Here is an 18557-nt window from a genome sequence, read left to right as displayed (position 1 = left end):
GTTGCCCCACGACACGCCGCCGGTAAACTCGCGGGGTGAGTACCCCGCGTCCCGTTCTCGTCGTCGACTTCGGCGCCCAGTACGCCCAGTTGATCGCCCGCCGGGTCCGTGAGGCCCGCGTCTACTCCGAGATCGTCCCGCACTCGATGCCGGTGGCCGAGATGCTGGCGAAGAATCCCGCAGCGGTCATCCTGTCCGGCGGCCCGTCCAGCGTCTACGAGCCGGGTGCCCCCACGCTCGACGCCGGGCTGTTCGACAGCGACGTGCCGGTTTTCGGCATCTGTTACGGATTCCAGGCGATGGCCCAGGCCCTCGGCGGCACTGTCGCGCACACCGGTTCCCGGGAGTACGGGCGGACCGTGCTCGCCGCACAGGGCGGCACCCTGCTCCGTGACCTCCCGGCCGACCTGCCGGTCTGGATGAGTCACGGCGACAGCGTCGCGGTCGCCCCGCAGGGCTTCGCGGTCACCGCGTCGACCCCGGGCGCTCCGGTCGCCGCCTTCGAGGACCTCACCGCCAAGCGGGCCGGCGTGCAGTTCCACCCCGAGGTGGCGCACACCGAGCAGGGCCAGGAGATGCTCAAGCGCTTCCTGTACGACATCGCCGGCATCGAGCCGACCTGGACGCCCGGCAACATCATCGACGACCAGGTCGCCGCGATCCGTGAGCAGGTCGGTGACAAGCAGGTCATCTGCGGCCTCTCCGGCGGTGTCGACTCCGCGGTCGCCGCGGCTCTCGTCCACAAGGCGATCGGTGACCAGCTCACCTGCATCTTCGTGGACCACGGCCTGCTGCGTGCCGGCGAGGCGGAGCAGGTCGAGAAGGACTACGTCGCGGCCACCGGCATCCGTCTCAAGGTCGTCGACGCCTCCGAGCAGTTCCTCGGGCACCTCGACGGGGTGACCGACCCGGAGCAGAAGCGCAAGATCATCGGCCGCGAGTTCATCCGCACCTTCGAGGCCGCGGCCCGCGAGCTGGACGCCGAGCGGCACATCGAGTTCCTGGTGCAGGGCACCCTCTACCCGGACGTGGTGGAGTCCGGCGGCGGCACCGGCACCGCGAACATCAAGTCGCATCACAACGTCGGTGGTCTTCCGGACGACCTCCAGTTCGCGCTCATCGAGCCGCTGCGCACCCTGTTCAAGGACGAGGTGCGTGCCCTCGGCGCCGAGCTCGGCCTGCCCGAGGCGATGGTGCAGCGGCACCCGTTCCCCGGCCCCGGCCTGGCGATCCGGATCATCGGCGCGGTCGACCGGGAGCGGCTGGACATCCTGCGCCAGGCCGACCTGATCGCCCGTGAGGAGCTGACCGCGGCCGGGCTGGACCGCGATGTCTGGCAGTTCCCCGTGGTGCTGCTCGCCGACGTGCGCAGCGTGGGAGTGCAGGGCGACGGCCGGACGTACGGTCACCCGGTCGTCCTGCGCCCGGTCTCCAGCGAGGACGCGATGACCGCCGACTGGTCGCGCCTGCCGTTCGACCTGATCGCCCGGATCTCGAACCGGATCACCAACGAGGTTCGGGAGATCAACAGGGTCGTCCTGGACGTCACGAGCAAGCCCCCGGGCACCATCGAGTGGGAGTGACTCTCGGTAGTGGATCAATAGCTCAGGGCGGGTAAAATCGCCCTGAGCTGCGGTTACTCACCGCTATCCCACTGTCAGGAACTTGACAGAAGTTCTTGAGAGGTAACATATTCCGGGCAGAATGCCGCCCGTGACCCCCGCACTCGAACCGCTCCGCAGGATCGCCGCCTACGCCGTCGCTAACGACGGCGAGGGCCGCGTCCTCCTGGTCCGTGCCTCGTCCAAGTCCGGCACCCCCGGAATCTGGTCGTTGCCCGGCGGCGCCGTCGACCACGGCGAAGATCCCAATCACACCGTCGTCCGCGAGACCGCGGCGGAGACCGGACTCTCCGTCGCGGTGACCGGGCTGCGTGACGTGCTCGCGGACATGCGCTCGCTGCCGCACCGCGGCGTCACCATTCACACCGACCGCCTCATCTACGCGGTGTCGGTCCGTGGCGGCAACCTCATCGACCGGGTCGGCCACCCCACCGACCTGGCGCGCTGGTACACCCTCGAGCAGGCCGAGAAGCTGCGGCTGCGGCCGTTCACTGCGGCCGCGCTCGGGCTGTCGGCGGCCTCGGCCGACCTGCGTCCGGAGGAGGTGCCGGACTTCCCGTCCTTCTACGCCTACCAGGGGCCGGACGGGTTGCACCGGGCACAGCGCTTCGCCGCGTACGCGATCGCCACCGACCCGTACGAGAACCTGCTCCTGACCCGGATCTCACCGGGGTACCCGGGCGCCGGCTGCTGGCACCTGCCCGGTGGCGGCACCGACTACGGCGAGCAGCCCGGACCGGCGCTGATCCGTGAGCTGGTCGAGGAGACCGGCCAGGCGGGGCGGCTCGTCGAACTGCTCGGCGTGGCCAGCCACCGGGATGCCGCCTCGCTCGGCCCGGAGGGGTACCCGATCGACTGGCACGGCGTCCGCGCCTTCTACCGGGTGGTTGTCGACGACCCCACCGAGGTCGTCATCCACGATGTGGGGGGCTCGACCTCGGAGGCGAGGTGGATGCCGCTCAAGGAGGTGGCCGACCTCGCCGCCGACCAGCTCACCGAGGTGACGGCCGATGCCTTGCGGACGGCCGGACTAATCTGAGGCGGATGAAGATCAGAAGACGGGCGGCGGCGTACGGCGTCTGCCGGGACACCGCCGGCCGGGTCCTGCTGACCCGTGGCTCGGACGCCTCCGCGTTCCCCGGCGTATGGTCGCTGCCCGGTGGCGGCATCGAGCAGGGTGAGCACCCGGACGACACGATAGTCCGGGAGCTGGCCGAGGAGACCGGCCTGCGTGTGCGCATCACCGGAGTCCGGTCCGCCCTCGCCGACCTGGCCCGGCTGCCCGACGACTCGATCGAGCACACCGACCGGATCGTCTACGACGTCGAGACGACCGGCGGGGACCTGCGCCACGAGCTGGACGGCACCACCGACCTGGCGCAGTGGGTGCCGCCGGCGGACGTGCCGGCGCGTCCGCTGCTCCGGTTCACGGCGCGGGTCCTCGGTGTCCCGTTCGAGCCGGTGGAGGTGCCGGTCCCGGCCGTGCCCGCCGAGCGGCCGCCCGGTCCGGTGCAGCGCTTCGGGGCGTACGCCCTGGCGACCGACCCGGCCGGCCGGATCCTGCTGACCCGGATCGCCGAGGGATACCCGGGCGCGGGCCGGTGGCACCTGCCCGGCGGCGGCACCGACTTCGGCGAGACACCGGAGCGGGCGCTCGCCCGGGAACTTCTCGAGGAGACGTCGCAACGCGGCCGTGTCGTGGATCTTCTCGGCGTTTCACATCGATACGACCCGGGCGCGCTCGGACCCGAGGGCGTCCCGCTCGACTGGCACGTGATCAGAGTGTTCTACGAGGTCAAAGTCGACGAACCGACCACCGCGGCGGTCACCGAGGCGGCCGGCGGCTCAACCTCCGAGGCCGCCTGGTTCACGCTCGGCGAGCTCGCGAACCTGCCTCTCACCGAGCTGTCCAGGGAGGCGCTCGCCCGGAAGGGCTAAAATCATCGGTACGGAAGGCCGAGGGTGGATGAAACTCTTGGACGGCGGCGTTGTACCTCAGGATCAAGCGCCTCTCGCCAAGGCCGTCCGGCTGTGCGATGGTGTAACCCGCATTTCGCCGGGTGCCGGCGAAATACCCGAAACTCCATGGAGGAAGCACGTGCCGAGAACCCCTTGGCGTCGGCGCCGATCGGCGGACAGTCCTCGTCCTTCCGGGCGTCGTTGGGCTGGCCGGCTGCGCCGCGGCGGGACACTCGCGCGGCAGGCCCTGATGGTTCGGGTGCGCCGCAGCCCCGGGGAGACCGGGCGGGCCGCGACCGCGACCCGCGCCGAGGTGCTCTACACCCCCGCCGAGCCGGTGCGCACGCTCGTCGTCCCGGTGCCCGCTGTCCCGGTCGACATGCCGGTGGCCGAGCCGGAGCCGGAGCAGGTGTCCCTTCTTCCCGGCGTGCACACCACCTCCCGCAAGGTGAGCTTCGCGCTCGTCAACGCGTGCACCCTGGCCAGTCTCGGCCTCGGCCTGCTGGCTATCTTCCTGGCGATGGACGGCCAGGTCCGGATCGCCGCCGCCTGCCTGGTGGCCTGCGTGGCGTTCGACGGCCTGGACGGCGCGCTCGCCCGCAAGCTGAAGGTCTCCAGCCCGTTCGGCGCCCAGATGGACTCGCTGGCCGACATGTGCTCGTTCGGCCTGGCAGCGCCGGTTGTCGTCTACGCGTCCCTGGCCGACTCGGTCCCGCCGGCGGCCGCCGCGATCGCCTGTGCCTTCGTGGCCGGCTGCGCCGCGATCCGCCTGGCCCGCTTCAACGTCTCGCCGAAGGACGGCCGCTTCTTCAGCGGCGTGCCCACCACGATGGTCGCCGCGGTGCTGGCCCTGGCCGTGCTGATCGGCCTGCCGCTGCCCGGCATGGCCCTGCTCGGCGGCGTCACGCTGCTGGCCTTCGCGATGGTCTCCAGCTTCCCCTACGCGAAACTCGCCCGGATCGCGAAGCTGCCGCCGTGGCTCCTGCTGCTGCCGGTCGTCGGCGCGCTGATCCAGCCGCGGATGGCGTTCGTGCTTATCGTCGCCGCCTACCTGGCCAGCGGCCCGCTCCTCTGGATGCGCACCCGCCAGCGCGTCTGACACCCGGTCGCAGTGGTGCGCACCCGCCAGCGCGTCTGACACCCGGCTGAAGAAAATGGCCGCTTCCCGTCGCCGGGAGGCGGCCATTTCTCATGCCGGGATCCGCGTCACTTCCAGCGGGCGATCACCGTGGCGCCGCCGACGACGCGCTCGTTGACGCTCACCAGGGCCTCGGCCTTGTCGGCCGGCAGGTAGACGTCGGTGCGGGAGCCGAAGCGGATCAGCCCGTACCGCTCGCCCTTCGCCAGCAGCGTGCCGACCGGCGCGCGCTGCACGATGCGGCGGGCGATCAGGCCGGTCCGCTGCGCCACCGCGACCGTGCCGTGCTCGGTGTCGAGCACCGTGTAGGCGGCCACGTTGTGCTCGGCGGCGGCGGTCATCGCGTTCGCGTAACCACCCTCCTCGACGAAGTAGTCGGCGACCCGGCCGGCGACCGGCGACCGGTTCACGTGCACGTCGAACACGGACAGGAAAACCGCGATGCGCAGGAACTCCCCGGGGCCGAAGCGCTCGTCGTGCATCCGCTCGACGGAGAGCACCTTGCCGTCGGCGGAGGCCACCACGGCGGACGGGTCTGCCGGCACGTCGCGCTCCGGGTCCCGGAAGAACGCGGCGACCGGCGCGGCGGCCAGCGCCGGCAGCAGCCACAGCTTGGACTTCGGGCGGGTCCGGCGGGCGAGCGCGGCCAGGCCGAGCGCGATGCCGGCGGCGGCGACACCGTTGGAGTCGATGTGCATGGTGCGGGTGACCGGCACGCTGGACGTGCGGTAGGCGGGGGCGAGGGTGGCCGCGGCGGTCACGGCGGCCGGCGAGAACCGGAACTTGTGCACCCGCAGCGGCGGCTGGTTGCGGACCACCAGGTCGGAGCCGACACCGAAGAGCGCGCCCTGGCGGAACAGCTCCGCGGCGGCGCCCCCGGTCCGGCCCGGCGCGGCCGGGGTGGCGACGGAGAGCACGCCACCGTCGGCGAGGTACTTGCCGAGCCGGTCGAGCAGGGCCCGGGTCTCCTCGGCGGTGCCGGTGAGCGGCTCGGCGGCGATCACCACGTCGGCGGGCTGGGCCTCGTCGAGCGTCTCGACGATCCGCACCCGATCGGCGACCCAGCTGCCCAGGCCGGTGATGTGGCCGCGCAGCACGTCGGCGCTGCTGTGCTCACCGGGGACGAGGGTGAGGGTGTCGCCGGGCAGCAGGGCCTCGACGGCGGCGGCAACCACCGCGGAGGCGTGGTCGGCGCCGATGAGCAGGGCGGACGTGGCCGCGTTCTGCCGGGCGAACTCGGCGGTCAGGGTTCGGGCGGCCCGGGCACCCACGCCGGTTACGGGCGTGGTGGACACGGCGGGATACGGGGTCATTCCGCGAGCATATTGCCCCGCCCGCCGGTCGTTTCCCGGTGGGCGGGGCATCTGGCACACCGATCAGCCCTGCCGGGGCCGATCGTCACTGCTCTTCGGGTGCTCGTCGGCGAACCGGTGGGCCGGGTCGTCGAGCAGTTCCTGCACGATCGAGGCGTGCATCTCCGGGGGCAGGTCGCCGGGGGTCTCGATGCGAGCCTCGGCGACGACCGGCGCGGGCTCGTCCCGGCGGCCGGACCGGATCGCGCCGAGCAGGCCGATCACTCCGAAGACGATGAGTGCGGCGGCGACGATCCAGCCGACGGCGGGCAGGTGGACCGTGATCACCCGGGAGATCGCCCACCAGAAGGCGACGCCCAGGAAGATCAGGCCGAAGGTCAGGGAGACGCCGTCCATGCGGTGCGGTTTCATCGGGCGACCTCCAGGTTGCCGGTGTCCAGGCGCAGGTCCAGGCGGAGTGAGCCGCCGCCCACGCCGTCGGTGCCCAGGTCGGTGACGGTCTGGCGTGCGGAGTCGGAGCCGGAGCTCTCCTTCTCGAACAGCACGGCGCGGATCCCGCCGCCGGAGACGTCGACGGTGGCGTCCACCGTCGGCGGCAGCAGCACCCGCAGCTGCCCGGCCTTCATGTTCACGGCGGTGGCCTGGTCGGCGCCGGCGAAGTCGACCTCGCGCAGGTCCAGCGTGACGTTGCCGAACGTGAAGTCGTACCGGTCGGCCACCTCGGTCACGTCAGCCGGTTTGTAGACACTGTTCCGGAACTCGCCGCCCCAGCGCTCGGTGCCGGTGGAGACGAACAGGCCCATGGTGGCGAGCAGGGCCAGCGCGATGAGACCGCGGGCCCGGCCGAACCAGGTGCCGACGATCAGGCCGAGGGCGATGGTCGCCAGGGCCGCCGCGAAGTACGCCGAGACGACGACGTGCACGCCGGCCATGTCGAGCACGGCGAGCAGACCCATCACCACGACGACGGCGAAGAAGGTCAACCGGCCGAGCACCGAGCGTTCCCGCGGGGGTTTGGGCGCCTTCGGCGCCTTCGGCGGGGCCGGTGGGACCGGCGGTGCCGTGGATGTCGCGTACGGCCCGTGCGGGGCGAACGGCGGGCGGACCCCCTCGGCCGGGGGCGGGCCGAAGGTGAACAGCGGCGGTTCGTAGCGCGGCGGGGTGGGCGGGCCGGACACCGGGTCCGCGGCCGGAGCCTCGTCGCCGGCCGGCGTCACCGGGATGCCGGCCGCCGTGACCGGGTCGGTGGCGAGAGGTGTGCCGGGGCCGGTGCCGGGGACCGGTGTGGCCTGTGGCGTCGCCGGGGACGGCGTGGGCGGCGCGCCGAACGCCAGCGTCGGGTCGTCGGCCGGTGCGGGCGGCGCGAACGGCGGAGGTGGTGCGGCGGCACCCGGTGCGGGCGGCGGCGCGGCAGCCGTGCCGGACGGGTCGACCCCGCCCCGCTTGATCAACAGGAAGGCGCCGAGCACCACCGCGGCGGCGAGCATGCTGGCCCGGGCGCCGGAGTTGACGATGAACGCGAACGTCAGCAGCGCGGCGCTGCCGAGCAGGACCACGGAAAGCGGTGCCATCCCGGAGCGGCCCTTGCCGAGCAGCGACTCGACAGGTGAGGCGGTGTCGCCCTCGGACGGGATGATCAGCCAGCCGATCAGATAGAGCAGGACGCCGGTGCCGCCGAGGATGCCGAGCACGCCGAGCAGGACCCGCCACAGGACGGGGTCGGTGTTGGTGGCGCGGGCCAGGGCGCCGCAGACGCCGGCGATGTAGCGGCCGTTGCGCGGGCGCACCAGCTGCTGGCGGGCGAAGGCGGCGCCGGCCGAGGAGAGCCAGGGCGGGACATTCGCACCGTACGGCGGCGGCGGAGGCGGAGGCGGCGGGGGAGTGGTGCCGGTGGCCGGGCCGGGCGCGGCGGCCGGACCGGGGTCGGCGGAAGGTGCCGTGGCGCCCTGTGGACCGGCACCCGGCGTGGAAGGTCCGCGGGGTTCGGCAGCTTCGTCGTTCATGCTTCGATCCTGCGCGCCCGGCCACCCGACCCGCTTCCGGAGGCGACCCTGAGGCCACCCTGAGATCCGGGAGCCGGTTTCCCCGGGTGGTAACCCGTGGCCCGGAAGGCTGTGGCGTGTGACGATCGAAGGGCACGAGGGGAGAGAGCCGATCGCCACCACCGCCGTACCTCAGCCGCGCCGGTTGTACCGGCCGCGCGACCACCGCATCGTTGCGGGCGTCGCCGCCGGCCTGGCACGCCATCTCGGCGTGCCGGTCCTCGCGGTGCGGATCGCGCTCGTGGTCCTGCTGGGCTTCAACGCCCTGGGACTCCTTCTCTATGCCGCCTACTGGGCGGTGCTGCCGCAGGAGGCGACCGGCGACGAGGAGCCCGCCTCCCGTGACCTGTCCGCGCTGGCACCGTTCGCCGCCATCGGTCTCGGTGTGGTCCTGCTCCAGGCTCTGGTCTTCGACGACCAGGTCACCACCACGGCCGGTTGGATGATCGCCGTGATCGCGGTCGGCGCCGGGGTGATCTGGCACCAGTCCGATCCCAGCCGCCGGGAGCAGAGCGCCGACTACAACATCGCCTCGACCCCGTGGCTCGCCGCCATCGTGTCCGAGAATGATCGCCGCACCTTCCTGCTCCGATTCATCGGTGGCGGCATCCTGGTGGCGGTCGGCATCATCGGCGTGGTCGCGGTCTACGCGCCGGGCAACTCGATCGCCGCGGTCTTCAACGGGCTGATCTTCGCCTTCGTGGGCCTGGCCGGCGTGGGCGTCGTGGTGGCGCCGCTGGTCTGGCGCACGTTCGGCCAGCTGCGCGCCGAGCGCGAGGGCCGGATCCGGGAGCAGGAGCGCGCCGAGCTGGCCGCGATGATCCACGATCAGGTGCTGCACACGCTCGCGCTGATCCAGCGCAACTCGGCCGACATCAAAGAGGTGCAGCGCCTCGCCCGCGGGCAGGAGCGCAGCCTCCGCAACTGGCTCTACCGCCCGACCGGCTCACCCACCGAGCGGTTCGCGGCGGCCCTGGAGCAGGCCGCGGCCGAGGTGGAGGACACCTACGCGATCACGGTGGAGACCGTCGTGGTCGGCGACACCCAGTGCGACGACCGGGTTGCGGCGCTCGTCGCGGCGGCCCGGGAGGCGCTCGTCAACGCGGCCCGGCACGCGGGTGTGCAGACCGTCTCGCTCTACGCCGAGGTCGAGGCGGACGAGCTGAGCGTCTTCATCCGGGACCGCGGCGCGGGCTTCGAGATCGACGGCGTGGCGGAGACCCGCCACGGCGTCCGAGGATCGATCATCGGGCGCATGCAGCGCCACGGCGGGCGTGCGGAGATCCGCAGCGCGCCCGGCGACGGTACGGAGGTGCGGCTCATGCTTCCCGTCTCCCGGGAGAGCGTGACCGCCGGTAAGGAGCAGGCACGATGACCGAGTCCGTGGCAGAGGCGCAACCGCGCCGGCTGACCGTCTTCCTGGTCGACGACCACGCGATGTTCCGTGCCGGCGTGCGCGCCGAGCTGGGTGCGCACGTGGAGGTGGTCGGCGAGGCGAGCACGGTGGCCGAGGCGATCAGCCGGATCGGGACCGTCCGGCCCGATGTGGTGCTGCTCGACGTGCACATGCCGGACGGTGGTGGCCGCGCGGTGCTGGAGTCGGTCCGGCGTACCCATCCGCAGGTCAAATTCCTGGCGTTGTCGGTGTCGGACGCCGCGGAGGACGTGATCGGCCTGATCCGGGCCGGTGCCCGCGGTTACGTGACCAAGACCATCTCGCCGGACGAGCTGGCCGCCGCGATCCGCCGGGTCGCCGACGGTGACGCCGTGTTCAGCCCCCGGCTGGCCGGTTTCGTGCTGGACGCCTTCGCCTCCCGTCCGGACGTGCCGGTCGCCGATCCAGAGCTGGACCAGCTCACCAACCGCGAGCGCGAGGTGCTGCGCCTGCTGGCCCGGGGGTACGCCTACAAGGAGATCGCCAAGGAGCTGTTCATCTCGATCAAGACGGTCGAGACCCACGTCTCCAATGTTCTTCGTAAGCTGCAGATGAGCAACCGCTACGAGTTGTCACGATGGGCCGCGGACCGGCGTCTGGTTTGAGATCCACCGACCGGCGGGTAACTATGGCCGTTTGGCTCCCCTGGGTAGCCGGGTAGCCACGCGCGGGCGTACGCCCAGCTCAGGGCGGTCGAATCCGGCGAAAGAACGATCTTTGGGTCTGCGTACGGACGTAAACGGCTAATATCGGCTTGATAACGGCGCTCAAAGGTTTCCGTGCCCCTGTGTCACAGTGGCAGCTACTCACACAACCCCTCGTGAGCGCCCCTGAAGGAGGCACTCCCATGCTTGGGAAAAGCCCATGGAAGATGGCGGTCGGCGCGACCGCCATCGCCTTGTTGGCCGCCGGTTGCGGTAGCGGTGACTCGGAGGAGTCCACCGCCACTTCCAATACTGTGTCGATCGGTATCGCCGAGCCGCAGCACCTGATTCCGACGAACACCACGGAGTCCAACGGTGCCGAGGTCCTCGCGTCGCTGTTCTACCCGCTCGTGGACTTCAACGAGCAGAACGAGCCGGTCGAGGTCGCGGCCGAGTCGATCACCCCTGACAAGACCAACACCACCTGGACCGTGAAGTTGAAGCCCGGCTTCACCTTCCACAACGGTGAGCCCGTCATCGCGCAGAACTACGTCGACGCGTGGAACTACGGCGCCTACGGTCCGAACGGCCAGGGTGGCTCCTACTTCTTCTCGAGCATCGCGGGTTACGCGGACCTGCAGAGCAAGGACCCGGACGGCGAGGAGGGCCCGCAGAAGGCTCCCGACCCCAAGGCCAAGAAGCTCACCGGTCTGAAGGCAGTCGACGACAGCACCATCGAGATCAAGCTGGCCGCGCCGTTCGCCAGCTTCAAGTCGGTGCTCGGCTACACCGTCTTCTACCCGCTGCCGAAGGCCGCCTTCTCCGCCGACGGCGTGCTCGCCGAGGGCTTCGAGGACGCGATCATCGGTAACGGCCCCTTCAAGATGAAGGGCACGTGGCAGCACGACGCCCAGATCCAGGTCGAGAAGGTCGCCGACTTCAAGGGCCAGGTGCCGAAGATCGACGGCATCACCTGGAAGATCTACCAGGAAGACTCCGCCCAGTACGCGGACCTCGTCGCGGGCAACCTCGACGTGCAGACCCAGATCCCGATCGAGAGCCTCGCGTCGGCCTCCGCCGACCTCGGCGACCGGTTCCAGAAGTCCCCGAACTCGACCTTCCAGTTCGTCGGTTTCCCGACGTTCCAGAAGGAGTTCTCGGACGTCCGGGTGCGTCAGGCCATCTCCATGGCGATCAACCGCCAGGAGATCACCGACCAGGTCTTCCTCGGTTCGCAGACGCCGGCGACCTCGTTCGTCTCCCCGGTGGTCGCGGGTTACCGTGAGAACACCTGTGGTGACAACTGCAAGTACGACCCGGCCAAGGCCAAGGAGCTCTACACCGCGGCCAAGGGCCCGGCCGAGCTGAAGATCACCTACAACGCCGACGGCCCGCACAAGGCGTGGGTCGACGCGACGTGCAACCAGATCAAGGCTGCGCTGGGCGTCAACTGCACCGGTGTCGGTGAGCCGAAGTTCGCCGACCTGCTGACCAAGGTCGAGAAGAAGGAGCCGGTCGGCCTCATCCGCCTCGGCTGGATCATGGACTACCCGCTGATGGAGAACTACCTCGGCCCGCTGTACAGCACCGAGGGCTCCTCCAACTACTACGGGTACAGCAACGCCGACTTCGACAGGCTCGTCGAGGAGGGTCGCTCGGCCGCCACTCCGGAGGAGGCCATCGCGAAGTGGCAGCAGGCTGAGGATATCCTCGCCAAGGAGATGCCGGTCATCCCGCTGCGTAACGCTCAGAACGTCTTCGGTTACTCGGAGAACGTCACGAACGTCTCGGTCGACCTCTTCCAGAAGGTCAACCTGTACGAGATCGAACGAACCAGCTGATCCAACCGCTCGAACGGTGGTGGCGTCACGGAGTATGTGAAACCGTGACGCCACCACTGCGTTAACCCCACCCTCCTCGTCGCCGAGCTCACGAGGCCGGCGCTCTTCCGCGGAAGAGGCAACTCCGAATGTTCCGCTACATCGTGCGGCGCTTACTGCAGATGGTCCTGACATTCTTCGGGGCCACCTTTGTGGTTTTCGCGCTGGTGTTCGCCAACCAGGACGACCCCCTCCAGGCTTTGGCGGGCGAACGACCCATCACTGAGAGTCAGCGTCTGGCGCTGACGGAGCGATACCACCTGGATGAAGGCTTCTTCACCCAGTACGGGTATTACATGAAAGGCCTGCTCACCGGCGATTTCGGTGAATCCCTCACCCAGCGGAAGATCGCCGACCTGCTGGCCGACGCCTGGCCGACGACCGCGCGACTCGCGCTGCTGGCGCTGGTGATCGCGGCTGTCATCGCCATCTCCGCGGGCGTCTTCTCGGCCCTCCGCCGGGGTGGCGTGTTCGACAACGTGACGCTCGTCGCCACGCTGATCATCCTGGCGATGCCGATCGTGGTCATCGCCCCGCTGGCCCAGCTGGTCTTCGGTATCCAGCTCGGCTGGTTCCCGCCGACCTCCGGTGCCGACCCCAGCCTGTGGGCGCTGTTCCTGCCGGCCCTGGTGCTGGCGAGCTCGGTCCTCGCCACCCAGCTGCGGGTGACCCGGACCTCGGTGGCCGAGAACCTGCGTTCCGACTACGTCCGGACGGCCCGCGCCAAGGGGCTCTCCTACCGGCGGGTCGTCTCCGTGCATGTCCTGCGCAACTCGCTGATCCCGGTGATCACGCTGATCGGTGTCGACCTCGGCCAGCTGATGGCCGGCGCTATCGTGACCGAGGGCGTGTTCAACATCCCCGGCGTCGGATTCAACCTCGTTCGCGCCATCCGTACTGAAGATGGCCCCCTGGTGGTCGGCTTCGTGAGCGTCCTGGTGATCGTCTTCCTGGTCGTGAACCTGCTCGTCGACCTCCTGTACGCCGCTCTCGACCCCAGGATCCGCTATGAGTGACATGAACTCGGTGACCGCTGCCGAGGCCCCGGAGAAGTTGTCGGCGCAGCCCCGCCGAGGCAAGTCGGACAAGAACCGCAGCCTCGCCGGCGACGCCTGGAACGACCTGCGCAAGAGCAAGATCTTCTGGTTCGCTGTCGTGCTGGTCGCCGCGGTGCTGCTGATGGCCGCCTGGCCGTCCCTGTTCACCTCGGCCGACCCGAACGAATGCGCGCTCAACCGCAAGCACGCCGGTCCGAGCGGCGGCGCCATCTTCGGATACGACTTCCAGGGCTGTGACGTCTACGCCCGGACGATCTACGGTGCCCGCAACTCGATCATCGTGGGTATCGCGTCGACGGCGCTGGCCGGCATCATCGGCATCATCTTCGGGCTGTCGTCGGGTTACTTCGGTGGCGCGGTGGACGCGGTCCTCTCCCGGATCATCGACATCATGCTCTCCATCCCGTTCCTGCTCGCCGGCATCGTGCTGTCCCGCCGGCTCTCGTCGGACCCGAACGACAACGGCCTGCTGGCAGTGATCCTGACCCTGGGTCTGTTGACGTGGACGTCCAGCGCCCGGGTGATGCGGTCCGCCGTGATCGCGTCGAAGAGCCAGGACTACGTGGCCGCGGGCCGCATGCTCGGCGCCGGCCCCGGCCGGCTCATGTTCCGGCACATCCTGCCGAACTCGATCGCGTCCTTCATCGTCGTGCTGACCATCCTGCTGGGTGTCAACATCGGCGTCGAGGCGACCCTGTCCTTCCTCGGCGTCGGGCTCAAGGGCGACGCGATCAGCTGGGGAATCGCGATCTCCGAGGGCACCGGGTTCGCCCGGGTCGCCTCCGGTCCGCTGGTCTGGCCCGCGGTCTTCCTCGGCCTGACGGTGCTGGCCTTCATCATGTTGGGCGACGCCATCCGCGACGCCTTCGACCCGAAGTTGCGGTGACCCTGTGACTGATATCAAGGCGCAGATGGACGTCCTGCCCGGCGTCGATCCCCGCGCTCCGCTCCTCGAAGTCAACGACCTGCACGTCGAGTTCCGCACCCGGGACGGCGTCGCGAAGGCCGTCAACGGGGCGAACTTCTGGCTCTCCCCGGGCGAGACCCTCGCCATCCTCGGTGAGTCCGGCTGCGGCAAGTCGGTGACCGCCCAGGCGATCATGGGCATCCTGGACAGCCCGCCCGGGTTCATCACCAAGGGCGAGGTCCGCTACCGCGGACTGGACCTGCTCACGCTCTCCGAGGCGCAGCGCCGCAAGGTGCGGGCCAACAAGATCGCGATGATCTTCCAGGACGCGCTCTCCGCGCTGAACCCGGTCTACTCGGTCGGCTTCCAGCTCGGCGAGCTGTTCCGGATGCACCGCGGCATGTCCCGGGCGGACGCCAAGAAGCGGTCCGTCGAACTGCTCGACCTGGTCAAGATCCCGGCCGCCAGAAGCCGGATCAACGACTACCCGCACCAGTTCTCCGGCGGCATGCGGCAGCGCGTCATGATCGCCATGGCGCTGGCGCTCGACCCCGAGGTCCTGATCGCCGACGAGCCCACCACGGCGCTCGACGTCACCGTGCAGGCGCAGATCATGGGCCTGCTCGCGGACCTGCAGCGCGAGCGCAACATGGGCCTCATCCTGATCACGCACGACATGGGCGTGGTCGCGGACGTCGCCGACCGGATCTCCGTCATGTACGCGGGCAAGGTCGTCGAAGAGGCGCCGGTCTACGACATCTACGCCAAGCCCGCGCACCCGTACACCCGGGCGCTGCTCGAGTCGATTCCCCGGCTCGACATGAAGGGCCAGCAGCTCAACGTCATCCGCGGCCTGCCGCCGGCGCTGACCGACGTCCCGAAGGGATGTGCGTTCAACCCGCGCTGCCGGTTCGCGAAGGACCCGTGCCGCTCCGATCCGCCGCCGCCGGCCTACGCCGTGGCGCCGCACCGTACCGCCCGTTGCCACTTCTTCCGGGAGGTCCTCGGTGAGTGACGTCGTCCTCGAGACCAAGAGTCTCGTCAAGCACTTCCCGATCAGCCAGGGCATCGTCCTCAAGACGAAGGTCGGCGCCGTCCGGGCCGTCGACGGTGTCGACATCCAGCTGCGCCGCGGCGAGACCCTGGGCGTCGTCGGCGAGTCCGGCTGCGGCAAGTCGACCCTGGCGAAGCTGCTGGTCGGCCTCGAGAAGCCGACCTCCGGCTCGATCATGGTCCGCGGTCAGGACATGGTCCGGCTGAAGGGCGCCGAGCTGCGCAAGGCCCGCCGCAACATCCAGATGGTGCTGCAGGACCCGTACACGTCGCTCAATCCCCGCATGACGGTCGGCGACATCATCGGTGAGCCGTTCGAGATCCACCCCGAGGTCGTCCCGAAGAAGGGCCGGCAGCGCGCGATCCAGGACCTGCTCGACACGGTCGGTCTGAACCCGGACCACATCAACCGGTACCCGCACCAGTTCTCCGGCGGTCAGCGTCAGCGCATCGGCATCGCCCGCGCGCTCGCGCTCAAGCCCGAGATCATCGTCTGCGACGAGCCGGTCTCCGCGCTCGACGTGTCGATCCAGGCCCAGGTGATCAACCTGCTGGAGCGGCTCCAGGACGAGTTCGGCCTGTCCTACATCTTCATCGCGCACGACCTGTCGGTGGTCAGGCACATCTCCGACCGCGTCGCCGTCATGTACCTGGGCCGGATCGTGGAGCACGGTTACGACCGGGAGATCTACGAGCAGCCAACCCACCCGTACACCCAGGCGCTGCTCTCCGCCGTGCCGGTCCCGGACCCGCGCCTGCGCGGTCACCGCGACCAGATCGTGCTCGAGGGTGACGTGCCGTCGCCGGCCAACCCGCCGTCGGGTTGCCGCTTCCGCACCCGTTGCTGGAAGGCGCAGGACATCTGCGCGCAGCAGGACCCGGCGCTCCAGGTGCGCGACCGTTCGCCGCACCCGAGTGCCTGCCACTTCGCCGAGATCCGCGACGTGGTCCACGGTCGCTGACCGAAAACGAACAGCGGCGGTCCAGGTTCTCCTGGGCCGCCGCTTCGCATCTGGAAGATCAAGTGCCGGTCGCATCGCCGATGGCGCGTACAGACCGAAGCGGACCTGCTACAGCGGTCCGCGGCCCGAACGCAGGAGCAGCAGCGCCACCTGGGTGCCGTCCGGACCCAGCGCGGTGCGGAAACGCTCCACGATCTCGCGCTCGCGGGCCAGCACGAGACGCGTGCCGCCGCTGGCCATCCGGGTCTTGCCGACCTCCTGCGAGAGACTGGCACGTTCCAGCCAGAGATCGATGATCGCTTGATCGATCTCGTCGATGCGCTCACGCTTGGCGCGGATCGCCGCGGCGGCCGGCTCCGCGCCCGCTCCGGTCTTCTGGTCCACGGTCTCGGCGGTCATGGATTGCTCCTCGGGTGCTCGCGCCCCGGTCGACCCGGCCCGGGCAGCATCAAGCCCCGGGCGGTGAAGCCCGGGGCTTGATGTAGGTCTGTGGTTCAGACGCGACCTACGGCTGCCGGACTTCCGGTGCCGTAGTAAAAAAATCGCGCCCGCTGGATCACGAGCCGAGTATGCCCCCGGCTGGGACCGCGCCGCAAGGAAACCGCCCGAACGGTGGGACGTGATCAGGGGATGCGGTTGATCCGGTCGGCGGGGCCGGGCGCGATCGGCCCGGTGCCGAGGTGGGCGACGAGCGCGTCCACGTCGAAGCCGGGCGCGGTGACCCGGCCGGTGCCCAGGGTGAGCGCGCTGAAGCCGTCGCCGCCGTTGGCCAGGAAGTCGTTCGTCGTCACCGGGTAACTCGCGGCCGGGTCGATCGGGATGCCGTCCAGCGCCAGGTCGCTGACCTTGGAGCCGGCCGGGGCGGAGGCGCTCCAGGTGTAGGTCAGGCCGGCGGAGACCTGGAGGATCCGCTGGGTGGTCTGCCCGCCGAAGCCCACGAACTGCTGCTCGAGCACGTCCTTGAGCTGCGCGCCGGTGAAGGTCTGCGTCACCACCAGGTTGTTGAACGGCTGGACGGTGAACGCCTCGCCGTAGGTGACCTGGCCGTACGCCTCCCCGCCGGACGACTGGTCGGCGTCCAGGTCGGCGCGGATGCCACCCGGGTTCATCAGGGCGATCCGCGCACCGGCCGACGCCGTGTACGCCAGCTGCGCGTCGGCGATCACGTCACCGAGCGGGCTCTCCCCGGCCGGTGTGGCGGTCCGGACGATGTCGCCGCTGATGCTGCCGACAACCCGGTCGGCGATCGGCGCGACCGCCGCACGGTACTTGTCGGCCACCCGTTTCGCGGCCGGGTCGACGGTGTCCGGGTTCCTGAGGTAGGCGCCGGCGGCGTCCCGCGCCCAGCCGCCGTTGCCGTCCGGCACCCCGTTCTCGACGATCACGTTCCGCGCGGTGATCTCGGTGAACCGGCCGGACCGGGAGTCCAGCGAGTAGTCGATGTCGGTCACGAGCTGACCGTTGGTGCCGGCGCTGGTGACCACCGTGCCGCCGCCCGTGCGGTTCGGCAGCCGGCACGAGTAGAAGCGGTGCGTGTGCCCGGAGATCACGATGCCGATCTCCGGGTTGAGGCCGGCCACGATCGGCACGATCGGCCCGCTGAACCCGGCGCAGTCGGAGACGCCCGGCGTCGGGGTGGCCGGGGCCTGGGCGCCGCCCTCGTGCAGGAGCAGCACCTGCGCCTTCACCCCGACGGCGCGGAGCACGTTGCTCCACTTGTTGGCGGTACGGACCTCATCGGTGAAACGGACATCCCGGATGCCGGCCGGGTTGACGATGCCCGGTGTGCCCTCGAGGGTCATGCCGATGAAACCGACCGGCACGCCGCCCACGTGCCGGATGTCGATCGGCGGCAGGACCGGCAGGCCGGTCCGCCGGTCGACGGTGTTCGCGGCGAGGTAGGAGAAGTCGGCACCGCCGTACCCGTCGCCGTCCTGGCAGCCGTCGACCGGGTGGCAGCCGCCGCGCTGGATGCGGAGGAGCTCGGCCACACCCTCGTCGAACTCGTGGTTGCCCACCGAACTGACTTGGAGCCCGATCGTGTTCATCAACTCGATCGTCGGCTCGTCGTGGAAGGCCGCACTGACCAGCGGACTCGCCCCGATCAGGTCACCGGCACCGGCGGTGATGGTCCGGCGCCCCTCGCCTGCGGCCTCCGCCCGCAGCCTCTTCAGCCAGGTCGCGAGGTACTCCACGCCGCCGGCCGGTGTGCTGGTGCCGCTCGCGTTGACCACGGCGCCGCTGCCGGTCGGCGGGTCGATCGCCCCGTGGAAGTCGTTGTAGCTGAGGATCTGACCCTTGGCGGCCGGGCCCGCGGATGCGCTGTAGGACACCGACACCGGACGGAACCCGGCCGCGGCCGTCTGCTCCGGTCCGGTCTGCTCCGGGACGGCCGTGAGTGTGAGGGCCATGGCCAGCGCGGCGGCCGGCAGGGCGAGACGCATCCGGTGCACAGGGGTTCCCCCGATCGGAGTGGATTTTCGCCGACCTGGACAGCTTCATGGATCAGTCGATTCACCGCCAGCACTTCGCGGTGCCAGATGC

General features: G+C 70.2%; 16 protein-coding genes. 11 read left to right on the top strand and 5 right to left on the bottom strand.

Annotated elements, in window-relative coordinates; translation table 11 throughout:
- Positions 1–35 precede the first annotated feature (35 nt).
- The 4 genes from guaA (at position 36) to LPA41_RS19785 (ending at position 4680) form a co-directional block, all read left to right on the top strand.
- Positions 36–1583 (top strand): glutamine-hydrolyzing GMP synthase, encoded by a 1548-nt coding sequence (gene guaA / locus LPA41_RS19800; RefSeq protein ID WP_229072119.1) that lies wholly within the window; start codon positions 36–38, stop codon positions 1581–1583.
- 130 nt (positions 1584–1713) lie between these two features.
- Positions 1714–2661 carry an NUDIX hydrolase gene (locus LPA41_RS19795; protein ID WP_229072118.1) on the top strand — a complete coding sequence of 316 codons (948 nt, stop codon included), beginning with the start codon at positions 1714–1716 and terminating at the stop codon, positions 2659–2661.
- A 5-nt stretch (positions 2662–2666) separates the two neighbouring features.
- On the top strand, positions 2667–3560 hold the full coding sequence (locus LPA41_RS19790) for an NUDIX hydrolase (RefSeq protein WP_229072117.1): 894 nt from the start codon (positions 2667–2669) through the stop codon (positions 3558–3560).
- A 235-nt stretch (positions 3561–3795) separates the two neighbouring features.
- On the top strand, positions 3796–4680 hold the full coding sequence (locus tag LPA41_RS19785) for a phosphatidylcholine/phosphatidylserine synthase (protein WP_229072133.1): 885 nt from the start codon (positions 3796–3798) through the stop codon (positions 4678–4680).
- 107 nt (positions 4681–4787) lie between these two features.
- Here LPA41_RS19785 and LPA41_RS19780 read toward each other — a convergent pair whose 3' ends face one another.
- From LPA41_RS19780 to LPA41_RS19770, 3 genes are all read right to left on the bottom strand, one after another.
- Positions 4788–6032 carry a phosphatidylserine decarboxylase gene (locus LPA41_RS19780; protein WP_229072116.1) on the bottom strand — a complete coding sequence of 415 codons (1245 nt, stop codon included), beginning with the start codon at positions 6030–6032 and terminating at the stop codon, positions 4788–4790.
- Positions 6033–6095: 63 nt separating this feature from the next.
- Entirely contained in the window at positions 6096–6443 is a 348-nt protein-coding gene (locus LPA41_RS19775; protein WP_229072115.1) for a phage holin family protein, read from the bottom strand.
- Positions 6440–8035, bottom strand: a complete 1596-nt coding sequence (locus LPA41_RS19770; RefSeq protein ID WP_229072114.1) for a PspC domain-containing protein — start codon at positions 8033–8035, stop codon at positions 6440–6442. Before LPA41_RS19770 ends, LPA41_RS19775 begins: the two co-directional genes overlap by 4 nt.
- A 124-nt stretch (positions 8036–8159) precedes the next feature.
- On the opposite strand from LPA41_RS19770, the gene LPA41_RS19765 reads away from it, so the two are divergent.
- From LPA41_RS19765 to LPA41_RS19735, 7 genes are all read left to right on the top strand, one after another.
- Positions 8160–9449 carry a PspC domain-containing protein gene (locus LPA41_RS19765; protein WP_374238184.1) on the top strand — a complete coding sequence of 430 codons (1290 nt, stop codon included), beginning with the start codon at positions 8160–8162 and terminating at the stop codon, positions 9447–9449.
- Positions 9446–10114 carry a response regulator transcription factor gene (locus LPA41_RS19760; protein WP_229072113.1) on the top strand — a complete coding sequence of 223 codons (669 nt, stop codon included), beginning with the start codon at positions 9446–9448 and terminating at the stop codon, positions 10112–10114. Before LPA41_RS19765 ends, LPA41_RS19760 begins: the two co-directional genes overlap by 4 nt.
- Positions 10115–10356: 242 nt before the next feature.
- Complete coding sequence (locus LPA41_RS19755; protein ID WP_229072112.1) at positions 10357–11994, top strand: ABC transporter substrate-binding protein; 1638 nt, start codon at positions 10357–10359, stop codon at positions 11992–11994.
- A gap of 128 nt (positions 11995–12122) precedes the next feature.
- Positions 12123–13049: an ABC transporter permease gene (locus tag LPA41_RS19750; protein ID WP_229072111.1), complete on the top strand. Its 927-nt coding sequence runs from the start codon at positions 12123–12125 to the stop codon at positions 13047–13049.
- A complete protein-coding gene (locus tag LPA41_RS19745; protein ID WP_229072110.1) occupies positions 13042–13977 on the top strand; it encodes an ABC transporter permease in 936 nt (311 codons plus the stop codon). The genes LPA41_RS19750 and LPA41_RS19745 overlap by 8 nt, the downstream gene beginning before the upstream one ends.
- 25 nt (positions 13978–14002) lie before the next feature.
- The gene (locus LPA41_RS19740) at positions 14003–15013 is read left to right on the top strand and encodes an ABC transporter ATP-binding protein (protein WP_229072131.1); all 1011 of its coding nucleotides are present in this window, start codon (positions 14003–14005) and stop codon (positions 15011–15013) included.
- Positions 15006–16013, top strand: a complete 1008-nt coding sequence (locus LPA41_RS19735) for an ABC transporter ATP-binding protein (RefSeq protein WP_229072109.1) — start codon at positions 15006–15008, stop codon at positions 16011–16013. Before LPA41_RS19740 ends, LPA41_RS19735 begins: the two co-directional genes overlap by 8 nt.
- Before the next feature lie 108 nt (positions 16014–16121).
- Here LPA41_RS19735 and LPA41_RS19730 read toward each other — a convergent pair whose 3' ends face one another.
- On the bottom strand, positions 16122–16412 hold the full coding sequence (locus LPA41_RS19730) for a chorismate mutase (RefSeq protein ID WP_229072108.1): 291 nt from the start codon (positions 16410–16412) through the stop codon (positions 16122–16124).
- A 224-nt stretch (positions 16413–16636) separates the two neighbouring features.
- Positions 16637–18457, bottom strand: a complete 1821-nt coding sequence (locus LPA41_RS19725; protein ID WP_229072130.1) for a bifunctional UDP-sugar hydrolase/5'-nucleotidase — start codon at positions 18455–18457, stop codon at positions 16637–16639.
- Positions 18458–18557: the final 100 nt, after the last annotated feature.

It is taken from the genome of Actinoplanes sp. DH11, assembly GCF_020873875.1.
Classification (GTDB): domain Bacteria; phylum Actinomycetota; class Actinomycetes; order Mycobacteriales; family Micromonosporaceae; genus Actinoplanes.
Note: the sequence above shows the minus strand (reverse complement) of the source record. Positions and strands in the feature narration are given on the sequence as shown.